A 17229-nucleotide genomic window follows, 5' to 3' on the forward strand; every position below is an offset into this window, starting at 1 on the left:
GATATCGGACGGTCGGTTCGTGGTCTTCCAAAACCTGCTAGAAGACCCTAGCTTGTGTGCTGCGACCGACTTGGAACCCGAATGACCCCCCGCGACGACGCGCCTGCGCCTCTTGATCCCGTCCCGGAACCGCATACCGGCCTGATGGGCCGCTTCCGCAACTATTTCCTCACCGGCCTCGTCGTCACGGGGCCGATCGCGATCACGCTCTATCTCGTCTGGTGGTTCGTCACCTGGGTCGACGGCGTGGTGCGGCCGTTCGTGCCGCTGGCCTACCGGCCGGAAACCTATCTGCCCTACGTCATTCCCGGCTGGGGACTGATTGTCGCATTCTTTACGCTGACGCTGGTCGGTTTCCTCGCGGCCAATTTGATCGGCCGCACGCTGGTCGACGTCGGCGAGACGTTCCTAGGGCGGATCCCGGCCGTCCGCGCGATCTATCGCGGCCTCAAGCAGGTGTTCGAGACGTTGTTCTCGGGCAAGGGCTCGAGCTTCCGCAAGGTCGGCCTGGTCGAGTTTCCGTCGCCCGGCATGTGGTCGATCGTGCTGATCTCGCAATCGCCGAACGAGGACATCGCGCGCAGCCTGCCAGGGCAGGAAGAGCACGTTTCGGTGTTCCTGCCGTGCTCGCCGAACCCGACCACGGGCTTCTTTTTCTACGTCCCCAAGAGCAAGATCATCGAGGTCGACCTCACCGCGGAGGAGGCCGCGACGCTCATCATGTCGGCAGGCGTGGTGCAGCCGGGCTCGACGCCCGATTCGAAGAAGGCGGCGGCGCTCGCCGGCGTGGCAAACGCCGCGCGCATTGCAAACGCCTCGACGCTCAAGCCGGAGCCTGCGAAAGTGGAGTAGGGCCATTCCCGCGCGGGATGGGCCCCCTTCACGCCGGTGATCGCATCCTCTGCTAGTCTCCGCTCAGCCGGGCGTGTCGCTCGGAATTGAGCTGGAGTGCACGATGTCGAAGATGACGTCAAAGACCATTGCCATCCTCGCCCCCGGTGCGATGGGCAGCGCGGTGGCGCGCCGGCTCAGCGAGAACGGCGCACGCGTGCTGACATCGTTGCAGGGGCGCAGTGAGGCGACCCTGAAGCGGGCGGTGGACGCCGGCATGGTCGGCGCCAAGGACGACGCGATTGCGGAGGCCGACATCATCCTCTCGATCGTGCCGCCCAGTGAAGCGGTCGCGCTGGCAGAACGGCTGGCCGCGCTGATCTCCACGCGTGCCCACAAGCCCATCGTCGTCGACTGCAACGCGGTCAATGTCGAGACTGTGCGGCGGATCGGCGAGATCATCGCCTCTGCGCAGGCACCGTTCGTCGATGGCGGCATCATCGGTTTTCCGCCGCAGCCAGGTGGCAAGAGCCCGGCCTTCTACATGTCCGGTGAGCACGCCAGGGACGTCATGGTGCTGAAGGATCTCGGCCTCGACGTGCGGATCATTGAGGGCCCGGTCGGCGCGGCGTCGGCCTTGAAAATGTCGTATGCGGGCATCGTCAAGGGCCTCGCCGGGATCGGCTCGGCCATGGTGATCGCGGCAACGAAAGCGGGTGCGGCCGATGCGCTCCGCGACGAACTGGCACTGAGCCAGCCCGCGATTCTGGCGCGGCTCGAAGTGGCGTTGCCCGACATGATTCCGAAAGCGTATCGCTGGGTCGCGGAGATGCGGGAGATTTCCGGTTTCCTCGGGCCCGATCACCCGGCCAGCCAGATCTACGAGGGCTTCGCGCGCTGGTTCGAGCATCTGGCCGAAGATGCGAAGGGCGAGGGGGCGGACGCGGAGCTGATGAGGGCTTTTGCTGCGCGCGTCGCGCAAACGGGGGCCTGATCGTCAGCATGCACTTTGGCCGAGATTGTCGCGCTGTATTCACAACATCATTGCGAGCGCAGCGAAGCGGTCCAGAGCCCCCGCAGTAGTCCTGGATTGCTTCTTCGCTTCGCTCCTCGCGATGACGAGGGAGGAGACAGCGTGTCCAACGGCTAGCCCGCGCCGATCAGCGGGATCGCCTCGTCTCGCTCGTACAAATACAGCAGGCACCGCAGCGCCTCGCCGCGCTCGCCCTTGAGCTTCGGGTCGTCCTTCAGGATGCGTAGCGCTTCGTCTCGAGCCTGGGCGATCAGCTGGCCGTGCACCTCCGGGCGCGCGATGCGGTAGCCGGGCAGGCCGCTCTGGCGCACGCCCAAGACGTCGCCTTCGCCGCGCAGCTTCAAGTCTTCCTCGGCGATGCGGAAACCGTCGGTGGTTTCGCGGATCACCTTGAGCCGGGCTTTCGACATCTCGCCGAGCGGCTCGCTGTAGAGCAGGATGCAAGTCGACGCCTCCGAGCCGCGGCCAATGCGGCCGCGCAGCTGATGCAGCTGCGCAAGCCCAAAGCGCTCCGCATTCTCGATCACCATGATGGTCGCGGCCGGCACGTCGACGCCGACCTCGACCACGGTGGTCGCGACCAGGAGCCCGATCTCGTGGGCGGCGAACTGGCCCATCACGCGGTCCTTCTCCGTGCCCTTCATCTGGCCGTGCACGAGACCGACGCGTTCGCCGAAGCGCTTTTGCAGGCTCTCGAAACGTTTGGTCGCGTTGGTGAGATGCTCGGTGCCTTCCGCCTCGGACTCTTCCACCAGCGGGCAAATCCAGTAGACCAGTTTTCCCGATTGCAAAGCGCGGCCAACACCGTCCATGACCTCGCCAAGCCGGCTCATGGCGACGGCGCGGGTGTCGACGGGCTGGCGGCCGGCCGGCTTCTCGCGCAACTCCGAGATGTCCATGTCGCCGAAATAGGTCAGCACCAGCGTGCGCGGGATCGGGGTGGCGCTGAGCACCAGCACGTCGACGGCTTCGCCCTTCGATGTCAGCGCGAGGCGTTCGCGCACGCCGAAGCGATGCTGCTCGTCGACGATGGCGAGGGCGAGATCCCTGAAGATCACATCGTCCTGGATCAGGGCGTGGGTGCCGACGAGCAGGTCGATCTCGCCGTCGGCGAGCTGCGTGATGATCTCGCGCCGCTCCTTGCCCTTTTCCCGGCCGGTGAGGATCGCAACCCGCATGCCGGCGCGCTCGGCGAGCGGGGCGATGGTCTTGACGTGCTGTCGCGCCAGGATTTCGGTGGGCGCCATCAGCGCGGCCTGCTTCCCGGCTTCGGCGACCGCGGCGGCGGCCAGCAGCGCGACCACGGTCTTGCCGGAGCCGACGTCGCCCTGGAGCAGGCGGAGCATGCGCACGGGCTGCTTCAGGTCCTCCGCAATGGCCGCGGCGGCGCTGCGTTGCGAGGGCGTGAGCGCGTAGGGCAGGGCGTCGATGATCTTGTTGCGCAGGTGTCCGTCGCCGGCGTTGCGCACGCCGGCGGGACGGCGCAACTGCGCGCGAATCAGGGCGAGCGCGAGCTGGCCGGCCAGCAGCTCGTCGAAGGCGAGGCGCGACCAGAACGGCTGGTCCGGCAGGATGTCGGTGAGCTCGGCCGGCTGGTGCACGCGGGTGAGCGCTTCCGCAACAGGCGGGAAATTGCAGCGGCGCATCACCTCCGGGCTGATCCATTCGGGCAGCGCCGGCAGCTTTTGCAGCGCCTGGCCGATCGCGCGGCGCAGAGAGCCGAGCGCAAGTCCTTCGGTCAGGGGATAGACGGGGTCGATGCCGGAGAGCTTTGCAATCGCCTCCTCGTCGAGCACGCGGTCGGGATGCACGATCTGCGGGATGCCGTCATACATCTGCAGCGTGCCCGAGACGAAGCGCTTCTCGCCGACCGGCAGAAGCTTCTCGACATAGCCCGGCTTGGCGCGGAAGAAGGTCAGCACGACGTCGCCGGTATCGTCGCTGGCATAGACCAGATAGGGCGCGCGCGCGTTGCGCGGCGGGGGCGGGCGGTGGCGATCGACGGTGACCTCCAGCGTCACCATGGTTCCGACGGCGGCGTCGCGCACCTTCGGCCGGGCCCGGCGATCGATGACCTGGCTCGGCAGATGCAGCAGCAGATCCACCAGCCGCGGCGTCTCGCTCCGGCTGAGCAGATATTGCAGCAGCTTGTCCTGCTTGGGACCGACCCCGGGCAGGCTGGTCACGGGAGCAAACAGCGGGTTGAGCAGGCTGGGGCGCATTGGTGCAAACTAAGACCGTTTGCGGCCGTGATGGCCGGTTTTGTGCAAGACGTCTATGGCTTTGTTCCGTCCCGACAATGATGCGGAACGTCCGGATCGGCCTAAGGCCAACCCGGACTCAACGCTGCCAGACGGCTTGAAAATTCGCGCCTTTGAACCGCTTGACCGGCCGGCCACGTTCGAGCTGATCGTGGGCTGCATGAGCTTCGTTTCGGGCCGCGATCGCCGTCAACTCCGCTTGCAGCCTGAGCAGCCCAGCCAGCCGGTCCAGCGCCAGCGCCTTGTTCCGATGTTGCGAACGTTCCTCGCGCGCGACGACGGAAAGGCCGCTCGGAACGTGAATGGCCCGCACCGCACTCTCGGTCTTGTTCTGGTGCTGGCCACCGGGGCCGCCGGCCCGGAACGCTTCGAAGCGTACGTCCTGGGCGTCGATGGCCTTCGGTACGTCAGGCAGCGGTGGCAGCTCGAAGATGCCGATGAACCAGTTCTTTCTCTTGTGATGGGGCCTCAACGGACTCTGCGCCGTCCATTGGATCACACCGATCCACGGACTGGCGAAGGCGGCCGCGGGATCGCCGTGGACGACGACGATGGCCGATGCCGGACCATGCGCGTCCGGATTTGGTCCCTCCAGATAGTCGGTGTCGAGACCGAGCGCGGTCGCCTCGGCAATGAGGAGAGCCGCCGTCTTCGCAACAGCGATCCGGCATTCCCCCGGACCGCGCCCGCTGGTCAACAGGAGCCGGATCATCGGCGATCCTCCTTCCAGCGCTTGCCGCGCCTGGCGTCCCGCACCGCGACGCTCGACTGCGCCCTCTTGAAGGTCAGCAGCGGCCGGAAGGTCGCCACGACGCGCGCGAGGCCGAACTCCACGAGGTCGGCGATGACGCGCTCGATGCTCTTGTAGGCGTCGGGCGCCTCCTCGGCGAGCAGGCCGCGATCGCCGCAGACGACGATGCCGCCGAAGGGATTGCGCTCCAGCCGTGCGACATCGGACTTCTTGACCCGAACGCGCCCGTGCATGGAGGCGCGATCGTACTTGCGGCCGGCACCGTGTGCGAGCGAAGCAAGTGCATCGCCCGGCATCTCCGCCAGTGGCTCGACCAGATAGGACAGCGTTCCGCGCGATCCCGGCACCGGCACCAGGCCGCGATCTGCGGGGGCGACTCCCTTGCGATGTAGCGCCAGGGCCTCGCCAGTTGCGTCAGCCTGTTGCTCGATCATGTTGTGCGCGAGGTCGCTGATGGGGCGCAGGCTCGCGCGTGCTGCCACTCCTGTCCGCTCAGCAATGATGCGACGATTGAGTCTTGCCCATTGCACGGCGTGATCGTGCGCCGCCAGATAGGCTTGTCCCCGGTCGCTTCCGATGGGGAGCGCATCTGGTCCATCACGCAGAGCCTGCTCCAGGATCGAGAAGCCAAGGCCCCGGGAGCCGGAATGGACCAGGACATAGGCAAGGTTCCGGTCGAGGCCGGCCCGCGCGGCCGCCTCAGGCGCGAGGATCTCGTCGATCGCTTGGACTTCGCAGAAATGGTTGCCGCCACCAATGCTGCCGAGCGCGGCATCGAATATGCTCGCGCCAATGCCCGCGTCGGCCAATTCGGTTTCCACGCCGCCATCCCAGGGCCGGTCGAGCGCATGCATGCGTTCGGCCAGATGATCGAGCCGCAGCTTGCGTGCCGCGATGTCCAGCTCGAAGAGGCCCATGCCGCAGCCGATGTCGGAGCCGACCAGCTGCGGATAAATTCGGTCCGACAGAATGGCGCAACCGACGGGGCCATATTTGCCCGGATGCAGATCGGGCATGGCAGCGACCGTCCGGACTCCAGGTAGCCCAGCGACGTGTTCCAGTTGTAGTGTTGCGTTGCCTTCGATCCATGAATTGGACGAGGCGAAGATGTGGATCGGCGCGCGGCCGTCCACGTTGGCAGAATTGCCCATTGAGAAAGCTCTCAGCAGATAGGGATCGTCGGCACGCGCAAGGGAATGCGCATGATTTCCCTAACCGCGCGGCCAGCGCACGCGCAGTTTAGGCGATGCCCTCGACGGGGCGGCGAGACATGATCGTCATCGAGCCTTCTCCCTGATGATCGCGCCAAATGGGCGCCGGATCGGGGGAGACACATAGCGGCGAAATGGAGAAGTCGCAAGCCACAGGCGGTGTGCTTCCGGCGACAAAAGGCTGCTGACATTTGGAGGTGCAGGGCCTATATCACCCCCCGCCCGGCACGTCCGGGCTTTCTGCGTTTGACTGGATCTGAGACATGACGGGAACGACACGATCGAGCGAGGGGCTGGACGACCGCCGCAAGCGGCTTCTGTTCCGCTGCTGGCATCGCGGCACGCGCGAGATGGACTTGATCCTCGGCCGCTTCGCGGATGCCGAGATCGGCAACCTGTCCGACGCCGAGCTCGACGAGCTCGAGCGCCTGCTCGAGGTCAACGATCCCGATCTGTATGCCGCCATCAGCGGCGACAAGGTATTGCCGGCGGACGTCACCGGCGCGCTGTTTGCCCGCATCAAGGCGTTCCCGATTGCGGAACGCGACGTATGAAGCAGGGGATGAAATCACCGGCCGAGCAGCTGACGCCCGGCCGTGCGCTGACGCTTGCCAATGTCGCGGAGGGCGCGGAAGGGCTCGTCGTCTCCGATCTCGCCCGAGCGATCGCTGCGCGGCCGAAGAAGCCGGCCGTCAGCCTCGCTGTGGTCTGCCGCGACGGCGGGCGCATGCAGCAGCTCGAGCGCGCACTACGGTTCTTCGCGCCGGATCTGCCGGTGCTGACCTTTCCGGCCTGGGACTGCCAGCCCTATGACCGCGTCTCGCCGCATGGCGGCATCCTGGCCCAGCGCCTGACGACGCTGGCGCGGCTGGCCTCGCTGACGGGCAGCGACAAGCCGCTGATCGTGCTCACGACCGTGAATGCCGTCGTGCAGCGCGTGCCCGCGCGCGAGCTCGTCGCCGCACAGGCGCTGTCTGTCGCGCCCGGCAATGTGGTGCCGATGGATACCATCGTCGCCTGGCTCGAGCACAACGGCTACAACCGCTCATCGACGGTGCGCGAGCCCGGCGAATACGCCGTGCGCGGCGGCATTTTGGATCTGTTTCCGGCCGGCCTCGAGCAGCCGGTGCGCTTCGACTTCTTCGGCGACAGCCTGGAATCGATCCGCTCGTTCGACGCCGAGACCCAGCGCACGCTGCTCGACATGCGTTCGCTCGACCTCGTGCCGGTGTCCGAGTTCCAGCTCGTCACCGAGACCATCCGCCGCTTCCGCATGGGCTATGTCGCCGAGTTCGGCGCGCCCGAGCGCGACGATGCGCTCTACGAGGCCGTCAGCGAAGGCCGCCGTCATCCTGGCATGGAGCACTGGCTGCCGCTGTTCCAGGACAGGATGGACACGCTGTTCGATTATCTGCAAGGCGCGGCTGTCGCGATCGAGCCGCAGGCCGAGGACGCCGTGCGCGAACGCTTCAAGCAGATCCTCGACTATTACGAGGCCCGGCGCGAGGCAATGGAGCATCCCGGGGGCGGCGCCATCTACAAGCCGCTGCCGCCTGATCGGCTTTATCTGACCGAAGAGGAATGGGGCAGGCGCCTCGGCGATGTCCCGCTGGCGCGGCTGACGCCGTTCTCGGTGCCGACCGACGGCACCAGCGTGGTCGACGCCGGGGCGCGCAAGGGCCGTGACTTCGCGCCGGAGCGCAACGACACCAAGGTCAACGTGTTCGAATCCGTCGTCGCGCATGTGATGGCCCTGCAGGCCCAGCGCAAGAAAGTCGTGATCGCGCTGTGGACCGAAGGCTCGCGCGACCGCATGACCTCGATGCTGCGCGACCACAAGCTGGCACATATCACCAGCGTCAACAGCTGGCGGACGGTGCAGGCGACGCCGCGCAACGAAACCATGCTCGCCGTGCTCGGCCTCGAAAGCGGCTTCGAGACCGACGAGATTGCGCTGATCAGCGAACAGGACATACTCGGCGACCGCCTGGTGCGGCCGCGCAAGGCCAGCCGCAAGCTCGACAATTTCATCTCGGAGGTGACGAGCCTCACCGCCGGCGACATCGTCGTGCACGTCGATCACGGCATCGGCCGCTTCATCGGGCTGCAGACCCTCGACGTCGCCGGCGCGCCGCATGATTGTCTCGAGCTGCATTATGCCGCCGAGACGAAGCTGTTTCTCCCCGTCGAGAACATCGAGCTGCTGTCGCGCTACGGCTCCGACCAGACCAGTGTCGAGCTGGATAAGCTCGGTGGCTCGGGCTGGCAGACCCGCAAGGCCAAGCTGAAGAACCGCATCCGCGAGATCGCGGGCGAGCTGATCAAGATCGCCGCCGAGCGCATGCTGCATGAAGCGCCGAAGCTGCCGGTGCAGCAGGGCCTCTACGACGAGTTCTGCGCGCGCTTCCCCTATGACGAGACCGAGGACCAGCTGGGCGCGATCGAGTCCACGCTGAAGGACCTCGAAAAGGGCCGGCCGATGGACCGCCTGATTTGCGGCGACGTCGGCTTCGGCAAGACGGAAGTCGCGCTGCGCGCCGCCTTCGCGGTCGGGCTCGACGGCAAGCAGGTCGCGGTCGTGGTGCCGACCACGCTGCTGGCGCGCCAGCACTACAGGACGTTCAGCGAGCGATTCAAGGGCTTTCCTGTCAACGTCGCGCAGGCCTCGCGCCTGATCCCGACCAAGCAGCTCAACGAGGTCAAGAAGGGTCTTGCCGACGGCTCCGTCGACATCGTCGTCGGCACCCATGCGCTGCTCGGCAAGGCCATCAAATTCCGCGATCTCGGCCTTCTCATCGTCGACGAGGAGCAGCATTTCGGCGTCAGCCACAAGGAGCGGCTGAAGGCGCTGCGTGCCGAGGTGCACGTGCTGACGCTGTCGGCGACGCCGATCCCGCGCACGCTGCAGCTGGCGCTCACCGGCGTCCGCGAGCTCTCGATCATCGCCTCCCCCCCGGTCGATCGCCTCGCGGTGCGCACCTTCGTCGCCCCGCACGATCCCCTGATGATCCGCGAGGCGCTCTTGCGCGAACGCTATCGTGGCGGCCAGGCGTTCTATGTGGTGCCGCGCATCGACGACCTCGCCGAGGTCAAGGACTTCCTCGACAAGAACGTGCCGGAGATGAAGGTCGCGGTCGCGCACGGCCAGATGCCGCCCGCCGTGATCGAGGACATCATGACGGCATTCTACGACGGCAGGTTCGACATCCTCTTGTCGACCACCATCGTGGAGTCAGGCCTCGACATTCCCAACGCCAACACGCTGATCGTGCACCGCGCCGACATGTTCGGCCTGGCCCAGCTCTATCAGCTCCGCGGCCGCGTTGGCCGCTCTAAGCTGCGGGCCTATGCGCTGTTCACGCTGCCGGCTCAGCAGAAGATCACCGCGCAGGCCGAGCGCCGGCTCACCGTGCTGCAATCGCTGGAGACGCTGGGCGCCGGCTTCCAGCTCGCTTCCCACGACCTCGACATCCGCGGCGCCGGCAATCTCCTCGGCGAGGAGCAGTCCGGCCACATCAAGGAGGTCGGCTTCGAGCTCTATCAATCGATGCTGGAAGAGGCGATCGTCAACCTCAAGGCCGGCGTCTCCGAGCCCGCTGCCGACCGCTGGTCGCCGCAGATCACCATCGGCATGCCCGTGCTTATCCCGGACGACTACGTCAGCGATCTCTCGGTGCGGCTGTCGCTGTACCGGCGACTTGCCGATCTCGACACCGAGGAGGAGATCGAGAATTTTGGGGCCGAGATGCGCGACCGCTTCGGCGTGCTGCCGGACGAGGTGCGCTACCTCTTCAAGGTCGCCGCGATCAAGGCGTTCTGTCGCCGGGCCAATGTCGAGAAGATCGACGCCGGCCCGAAGGGCGCCGTCATCGTCTTCCGCGACAATTCCTTCGCCTATCCCGATCGCCTCGTGACCTTCATCCGCAGCTATGGCCAGGCAGCGAAAGTGCGGCCCGACATGAAGGTGGTGTTCCTGCAGGACTGGGAGACGCCCGAGGAGCGTCTTGCCGGCACCACGGAGATCATGCGGCAATTGGCGCAGCTCGCCGAGAGCAAGAAGGCGGCGTGAGCATGCAACTTCGGAGCCAGCGCGGTTCCGGAGTCTGCTTGCAGTGTCCAGACAGCGACATAACGTCACTTGCGGATCAGACGGCGCGAGGCCATATCCCGCTCATCGAGTTTCGGCCGAACGACTTGGCCTCGCCGCTGACAAGCGCGCCTGACTGACGACCCTCCCTCCAAATCTCGACGACGCCGACTGCGCCTCTCAGCGCGGTCCTGGACATATCATGTTGAAGGACGACCCCAATGACGACGGGAATTGTGAAGTGGTTTAACAGCCAGAAGGGTTTCGGCTTCATTCAGCCGGACGAGGGAAGCCAGGACGTTTTCGTTCATATCAGCGCGGTTGAACGCGCAGGCTTGAATACCCTCAACGAGGGGCAGAAGGTTTCTTTTGAAATCGTTGCAGACCGCCGAACTGGCAAGTCTGCGGCCGAGAATCTGCGCGCCGAATAGGTGCCGCAATCGTCATGATGAAGCTTTGACCACGGATGTACTGGCAGAGCTTCGGTTCTCTTGACCCGCGGCCGGTTTACCGGCTGCGGGTTTTTCATACCGGTTGCGGATTGACCCGCCATCGAAACGACTGAGAAACGACTGAGGTGGCAAGGGTGCCTGTTAACATCGATCCGGACCGCGAACACGACGACATCATGTATCCGCAGGTTCTGCCGTTCCTGTTGATCCACGCCGGATGCGTCGCGGCGATCTGGACGGGCGTCTCGTGGCAAGCGGTCGGGCTTTGCGTCGCGCTGTACTGGCTGCGCATGTTTGCGATCACGGCCGGATATCACCGGTACTTCTCGCACCGGGCCTACGCGACCAGCCGGGTCTTTCAGTTCATCCTTGCCTTCCTTGCTCAGAGCAGCGCGCAGAAAAGCGTGCTGTGGTGGGCTGCCAAGCACCGCCATCATCACCTTCACTCGGACACAGCGCAGGACGTGCATTCGCCCCGGCACAAGGGGTTCCTCTACAGCCATGTCGGCTGGATCTTCTATCGTCAGCATGATGGGACCGACCTCGTCAAAGTGGCCGATCTTGCCTCGTATCCCGAACTGATGTGGCTGCACAGGCTGGAGTTGCTGCCGGCAGCTGCGCTGGCGGGTCTGTGCTTTATCGTTGCCGGCTGGTCCGGACTCGTGGTCGGCTTCCTCTGGAGCACCGTGCTGCTGTATCACGCCACGTTCTGCATCAACTCGCTGGCCCATGTTCACGGACGCAAGCGGTATGTGACTGGTGACGACTCCCGAAACAACTGGCTGCTGGCCCTGTTGACCATGGGTGAGGGGTGGCACAACAACCATCACGCCTATCAGGCCAGTGCTCGACAGGGCTTCTACTGGTACGAGATCGATCTGACCTATTATGTCCTGGTGGTCTTGTCCTGGTTCGGGATCGTCCGGGACTTGAAGATGCCTCCCGCTCAGGTCCTGCGCAATCAGCAACGGTTGGGATCGCGCGTGGTCAGGCAGGCGGCGGAACAGCTCGCCGCCCGTTTCGATTCCGAGCGCATCGCGCTGGCGATCCGGACCTCGATCCATGAAACCGAATTGTCGGTCCGTGATGCTCTCACTCTGTTGCAGCAGCGTGCCGGCGAACGTTTGTCCAGCATGCCAACGCGCGATCAGCTGCTGGCTGAAGCGCAGCGCATGTTCGTGAAGACCATATCGCTGGACGACATTGTCGACCGTGCCTACGAGCTCCTGAACGATTCGGTCGGTCTGCTCCTGGCGGCTCCCGCTGTGCCGATTAAGGCGAAAGCGGAGGGTGGCGTTTAGCGCGGCGATACCCATATAGGGGTATGACACATTGGCAGAAGTCCAGTTCGCGGCAAGCACCCAAGTCCAAGGCCGAACTCCGGGAGATGCTGACCGAAGCGGTCCGCAACACGCGACCCGTCCCTAGCCGAAGCCAGGCAAAGGCGCCGCCGATCCCCGAAGAGCCGTCTATTTCCAATCAGGCGTTCAAGGTCCTCCCGGCCGTTCGCTAACCGGAGCAGGAGCCGTATGCGCAAGTTTCCCGATCCCACCGACCAAGAACTGAGTGAGGGGCCGCAAGCCGTGGCCTTCCAAATCGCGAATGGGAACACGCGACAGAACTGTATCCTGCAAACGAACTTGCCGACCAAGGTGCAAGCGCAGCGATATCTTCTCGCGAACTGGCCGGCCGTCGAGAAGATGGCCCGCGACGCTCTCGCGCTGGGGAAGTTCGAGAACGGCGAGATCAGGCTCGTGATGCCGTAGAGGTAGCGGCCGGCGTCAACGAACCCGTCAAGTCAAGAGATACTTTATCGGCTACGACGCCGCCCGCGACGCCTCTGCGGACAGCCGTGCCAGCAGGGACCGCGCTGTGTCCGACGGCGACAGCGAGTCCACGCTGACGATGGGATCGCTGCGCATCTCGTGCTTGCCGTTCGAAGTGTGCCGCATCACCGCCGACAGGCGGCGGGCGATCATGTGGGCGGTGCGGAAATCGGTCTCGGCGAACACGACGATGACCGAGCCATCCTTCTGTGCAGTGCCAAAATCCATCTGCCGCATCAGACGGCTGAGGATGCGCGCGGCATCGAGCTGGGCGCGGGAATTGTTGGCGTCGAAGGCGAAGCGCGCGACCGACAAACCGCCGCCGCGGGCGAGCGTCTGCTCGACCGCCTTGGCGAAATCGCGGGCGAAGGCTTCCACCGTCAGGAGGCCGCTGCGCGGATCGAGCCAGCCGCCCGCATCGATCGAGCGCAGCGTGCGGCTTAGCTGCGCTTCCATCGCGTGTTGACGAATCAGCGGCAGCGCATTGGCGGCGATTCTTGCCGGCTCGCCCGGGATCAGCTCGAGATTGGGAAGGTCGTAGGTCTGCGTCAGCTGGTGCGCGGTGACGATCACGGGCAGGCTGCGGAAGCGGGTGTCCTCGGCGAGGACGGTGAGAAATGCGTCGGTGACGCGCGCGGTAAAGCCTTCGGCGAGCACGACGCCGTCAAGGTCGCGGGTATTGAGGTGTTTGGCGGCGGCCTCGATCGAGAGCGCGCCGACCACGCCGACGCGTTCACCGAACGCCACGGAGAGCGCGGGATAGGCCGCGCCGCGACCGATCAGGAGTACGGTCGCATCGCGTGCGGGATCGCCCTGCGGCAGCGCGACCTTCACTTCGGGCAGCCGGCGCAGCACCGTGGCATGAAGGGTGCGCACCCGCAGCGCAGCGCGAAGCCGCGCGATCAGCCGATCGGGATTGCCACCGCGCGAGGAGAAGGGCAGGGCGTTGTCAGGCTGAATGCCCGCCGCATCGAGGGCCACGAAGGGCAGGTAGGGCGATTGATCCGCGATCTTCCTTGCGAGCGTTGCGATATGGGGCTGGTGTCCGGCATGCATCGCGGCGAGGACAGCGGCCGGCTGCACCTCTTCGACCGCGCGTGTCGCGCCAGCCCAGTCGGTGTCGACGACCGGAAAGAGCCGGGCCTCGTCGAGCGCCGCCACGAAACCGGGGCGTCCGGCATCGGACACAAACAGGATCGGGCCCGCCTGGGACATCGCAAAACTCTGATCACGCAACAGATGCCGCGCAATCTAGTTCGGCCGGCTTAATGCGGCGTCAACGGAACTGGCAAAACTGTGTCTAGGCCGGCCCGGAGCGATCGCGAAAAGCCTCGACCATCAGAGGGTTAAGCCCAAGCTCGCTGAGCGCCTCGCGGGCGCGGGCATTGTCCTGGGCGCGTCCGGCCAGCCGGTGACCCGAGAGGCGGTCGGGCAGCGCCGTGAGCAGGGCGCCCTGGCCGAGCCGTCGGGCCCATTCCTGGAGATCGTTGGAAAGGAAGCGGTAGCCGCCGACGGCCATGATGCCGGAAGGGGGCGCAGTGATGCAGATCGCGCCGCTCGGACGGTCGAGCCGTGCCGCATAGCCCGTGTCGACATAGTCGCGGGGCGGCTGCGCCGTCAGCGTCTCGCCGACTGGCTGCGGCGGAGCATAGGCCGCGATGGGCACCATCGCGCCGCGCAGGCCGAGCGTGCCCTTCGGGGTCAGCAGGATCTCGCCGGCAATGGAGGACCCGGATTGTTCGCGCGGGGCGCCGTGCGGCCCGGGCATGACCGGCACCGGCATGCCGTCCTCGCCGCGGCGGGCGCCGAACAGCCCGGCCTCGCCGAACAAATAGACGTCGGTCAGCGGTGCATGCGGCGCGATCCAGGCATCGCTTGCGGCGACCTGCTCGGGCGCGCGCCACAGGCCGATGACGTTGCGCAATGAGGGCATCCGCGCCGCGAGGTCGGAAACGCCGAGGCGCAGTGCGAGCTGGGCCGGCGCGATCAGCACCTCGCATTCGTGCGCGTTGATCTGCTGCTCCAGCACCTCGTTCTCGAAGGGATGGTGCAGCGCCAGCGCGCCACCCGAGAGCAGCCACACGGCAAGGGAGGAGGCGAGGCCAGCGAACGACATCGGCGCGAACGCCGCCATCACGGTCGCGCCCTGCTTGATGTCGGCTTCGAGCGACATCGCGAGTCCACCGGCGATCAGGCTGAAATGCGGGCGCGGCACCGGGCGAAAGCCCTCGGCGGTGACGTCGAAGGAGATCATAGCCGCCTTGCGGCCGTCCTGGATCACGGCCCGCGTGGTGCCGGGCGGGCGCGCCAGCACGTCGTCGAGCGACGCCATGCCTTCGGGCAGGTCGCTTCCGAAGCCGTAGACGTGCCGGATCGAGAAGGCTTCTGCGGCCGCATGCATCGCAAGATCGGCGTAGCTGACACCATCGACCGTGCTCATGGTGACGATGGCGCGCGCCGCGGTGCGGTTGAGGGCGGCTGTCAGTTCCGCATGCCGCCAGAGCAGCGGCAGCACGGCGACGACGAGGCCGGCGCGATGGGCGGCGAGCACGGTGAGCACGAACTCGACCGTGGCAGGCAGCTGGATCGCGATGACGGAGTTGGCGGGCAGGCCGGATTCGACGAAATGCGCCGACAGCGCCTCGATGGCCGTATCGGCCTCGGCATAGGTCATCCGCCGCGGCTGGTGCCCGGTCACGCGCGCCTTGTTGAGGGGATCGAGCAGAGCGAGCGCGTGCGGCTGTCGCATCAGCGTGCGCTGAAACAACGTGTCGAGCGTCGGCGATATTGCTGGCTGGTTCACGGCGTCACTTTGCTTGATGAGCTTGCGGCTGCCCTTTCGACCACCAGGTCTCCGGCAAGTAGCCGGACAGCGAAGTGGCCTTCGGCCGTTCTATCCGATTCCAGCGCGCGATCCATTGCTCCGATACGTTAAACAGGGGGATTGTGTAGAAGCCCGCGATCAGGGCGCGGTCGAGCGCGCGCACCGCCGAGACGAAGTCCGTATGTTCACGGGCCTCGAGCAGGGCGGCGATCATGGCATCGACGGCGGGATCTCTGGCGCCCATGTAGTTGCGGGTCCCTGGGTTGTCTGCGGCGGCGCTACCCCAGTAGAAATATTGCTCGTTGCCCGGCGAGAGCGACTGGTCCCAGCGGTTCTGGATCATATCGAACTCATAGGCGAGCCGGCGCTGGTCGAACTGCACGGGATCGACCGAGCGCACGGTCGGCTCGATGCCGGCACGCCTGAGGTCGCGCTGGAACGCGAGTGCGATGCGCTCCTGGTCACGGGTCGTGACCATGATCTCGAAGGTGAAGGGAGCCTTGGTTGCACGGTTGCGCAGCACGGTGCCCTCGAGATCGTAGCCGGCCTCTGACAGCAGCTTCAGCGCAGCCCGCAGAGTCGTACGGTCCCGGCCCGAACCGTCGGTGGCCGGCAGGCGGTAGCTGCCATCCAGGATGTCGGGCGGGATCTGTGCGGCGAAGGGCTTCAGCAGCTCACGCTCGCGCGCGTCCGCAGGACGCCCATAGGCCGACAGGTTCGAGCCGGCGAAATAGCCCGCGACGCGCGAATAGAGCCCGAAGAAATAGTTGCGGTTGACCAGCTCGAAATCGAACAGCAGCGTCAGCGCCTGCCGTACGCGGATGTCGGCGAAGATCGGGCGGCGGGTATTGAAGACCAGGAATTCGGACGGTTGCGGCACGCCGGGCTTGACGGTGTCGCGGATCACCTCGCCGGTTCTCGCCGCAGGAAAGTCGTAGCCATCGTGCCAACGTAGCGGCTCGTGCTCGATGCGGAAATCGTAGAGGCCGCGCTTGAATGCTTCGAACTGGCCGTTGGCCTCGCGAAAATAATCGAGCCTGATCTCGTCGAAATTGTAGAGCCCGCGATTGATGGCGAGATCGCGGCCCCAATAGTCGGGATTGCGCGTGAGCGTCACGCTGGCGCCCGGCTTCACCGCAGTGACCCGATAGGGGCCGGAGCCGACCGGGGCCGCCAGCGTCGTCTCCTCGAAGGTCGCGACGTCTATCGCATGCTTCGGCAGGATCGGCATCAGGCCAAGGATCAGCGGTAGCTCGCGGTCATTGGCACCTGCGAGGTCGAAGCGGACGGTGAGGGGGCCGAGGGCCTCGGCCTTGGCAACTTTGGCGTAGTACTGCCGGTGGTTCGGGCGGCCGTGGTCGCGCAGCAGTTGCCAGGAGAACAGCACGTCGTCGGCGAGGACCGGCTTGCCGTCGGAGAAGCGGGCGCGCGGATCGAGGCGGAACGTGACGAACGTCCGGTCGTCGTCGGTCTCGACCGACCTGGCGAGCAGGCCGTAGAGCGTGAAAGGCTCATCCTGCCCGCGGGCCAGCAAGCTCTCGACCACGTAGTTGCGGACGGGCTGCACCGCCAATCCCTTCACGATGAATGGATTGAGGCTGTCGAAGGTACCGAGTAGGCCCCAGGTCAGGCGACCGCCCTTGGGGGCATCGGGGTTGACATAGGGCATGTGGGTGAAATCGGCAGCCATGGCCGGCTTGCCGTGCATGGCGATAGCGTGGGACTGCTCCGCCCGGGCGCCGCCGGCCGACAGCCCGAGGGCGAGGGCCAGAACCAGGGCCTGGGCGAGACGGCAAAGGCCGGGTCGGGGGCCCTCGACGAGGCGCTGGAACATGAACATCGGCACACGCTGATTCGAGGACCGGCGGGCCTGAATCCTATCACAGGGAATTTCCCGCAGCGCAGCTGTGGATGTTGCCAAAGACGCCTGTTGGCATTGATCTTTTCGTCGGC

At 65.9% G+C, this 17229-nt stretch carries 13 protein-coding genes; 7 read left to right on the forward strand and 6 right to left on the reverse strand.

The genetic code is table 11. From position 1 onward, the window contains the following. Nucleotides 1-81 precede the first annotated feature (81 nt). Nucleotides 82-852: a DUF502 domain-containing protein gene (locus tag K408_RS0105310; RefSeq protein ID WP_024341919.1), complete on the forward strand. Its 771-nt coding sequence runs from the start codon at nt 82-84 to the stop codon at nt 850-852. A 103-nt stretch (nt 853-955) separates the two neighbouring features. After that, complete coding sequence (locus tag K408_RS0105315; RefSeq protein ID WP_028145805.1) at nt 956-1825, forward strand: NAD(P)-dependent oxidoreductase; 870 nt, start codon at nt 956-958, stop codon at nt 1823-1825. Between the two features lie 152 nt (nt 1826-1977). Here K408_RS0105315 and recG read toward each other — a convergent pair whose 3' ends face one another. The 3 genes from recG to K408_RS0105330 all read right to left on the reverse strand — a co-directional run bounded on the left by recG (nt 1978) and on the right by K408_RS0105330 (nt 6027). Then, nucleotides 1978-4086, reverse strand: coding sequence for an ATP-dependent DNA helicase RecG (recG, locus tag K408_RS0105320; protein ID WP_024341917.1), 2109 nt, complete (start codon nt 4084-4086; stop codon nt 1978-1980). A gap of 118 nt (nt 4087-4204) precedes the next feature. Beyond that, nucleotides 4205-4837 (reverse strand): peptide chain release factor H, encoded by a 633-nt coding sequence (prfH, locus tag K408_RS0105325; RefSeq protein WP_024341916.1) that lies wholly within the window; start codon nt 4835-4837, stop codon nt 4205-4207. Next, nucleotides 4834-6027, reverse strand: a complete 1194-nt coding sequence (locus K408_RS0105330) for an RNA ligase RtcB family protein (protein WP_024341915.1) — start codon at nt 6025-6027, stop codon at nt 4834-4836. Before K408_RS0105330 ends, prfH begins: the two co-directional genes overlap by 4 nt. Before the next feature lie 323 nt (nt 6028-6350). Between K408_RS0105330 and K408_RS0105335 the strand changes: the two genes are divergently transcribed. The 5 genes from K408_RS0105335 to K408_RS0105355 all read left to right on the forward strand — a co-directional run bounded on the left by K408_RS0105335 (nt 6351) and on the right by K408_RS0105355 (nt 12392). After that, on the forward strand, nt 6351-6641 hold the full coding sequence (locus K408_RS0105335) for an FAD assembly factor SdhE (RefSeq protein ID WP_024341914.1): 291 nt from the start codon (nt 6351-6353) through the stop codon (nt 6639-6641). Continuing rightward, entirely contained in the window at nt 6638-10156 is a 3519-nt protein-coding gene (gene mfd, locus K408_RS0105340) for a transcription-repair coupling factor (RefSeq protein ID WP_024341913.1), read from the forward strand. The genes K408_RS0105335 and mfd overlap by 4 nt, the downstream gene beginning before the upstream one ends. 239 nt (nt 10157-10395) lie before the next feature. Beyond that, nucleotides 10396-10605 carry a cold-shock protein gene (locus K408_RS0105345; protein WP_024341912.1) on the forward strand — a complete coding sequence of 70 codons (210 nt, stop codon included), beginning with the start codon at nt 10396-10398 and terminating at the stop codon, nt 10603-10605. 197 nt (nt 10606-10802) lie between these two features. Continuing rightward, nucleotides 10803-11927 carry an acyl-CoA desaturase gene (locus tag K408_RS0105350; RefSeq protein WP_051160726.1) on the forward strand — a complete coding sequence of 375 codons (1125 nt, stop codon included), beginning with the start codon at nt 10803-10805 and terminating at the stop codon, nt 11925-11927. Between the two features lie 228 nt (nt 11928-12155). Beyond that, on the forward strand, nt 12156-12392 hold the full coding sequence (locus K408_RS0105355) for a hypothetical protein (protein ID WP_024341910.1): 237 nt from the start codon (nt 12156-12158) through the stop codon (nt 12390-12392). 51 nt (nt 12393-12443) lie between these two features. On the opposite strand, the gene K408_RS0105360 is transcribed toward K408_RS0105355, so the two are convergent. The 3 genes from K408_RS0105360 to K408_RS0105370 form a co-directional block, all read right to left on the reverse strand. Continuing rightward, nucleotides 12444-13667 (reverse strand): hypothetical protein, encoded by a 1224-nt coding sequence (locus K408_RS0105360; RefSeq protein WP_024341909.1) that lies wholly within the window; start codon nt 13665-13667, stop codon nt 12444-12446. 85 nt (nt 13668-13752) lie between these two features. Next, on the reverse strand, nt 13753-15255 hold the full coding sequence (locus K408_RS0105365) for a class I adenylate-forming enzyme family protein (RefSeq protein ID WP_024341908.1): 1503 nt from the start codon (nt 15253-15255) through the stop codon (nt 13753-13755). A 4-nt stretch (nt 15256-15259) separates the two neighbouring features. Beyond that, nucleotides 15260-17116 (reverse strand): extracellular solute-binding protein, encoded by a 1857-nt coding sequence (locus tag K408_RS0105370; protein WP_024341907.1) that lies wholly within the window; start codon nt 17114-17116, stop codon nt 15260-15262. Nucleotides 17117-17229: the final 113 nt, after the last annotated feature.

Origin of the sequence: Bradyrhizobium sp. in8p8, assembly GCF_000426845.1 — a bacterium.
GTDB classification, from domain to species: Bacteria; Pseudomonadota; Alphaproteobacteria; order Rhizobiales; family Xanthobacteraceae; genus Bradyrhizobium; species Bradyrhizobium japonicum_C.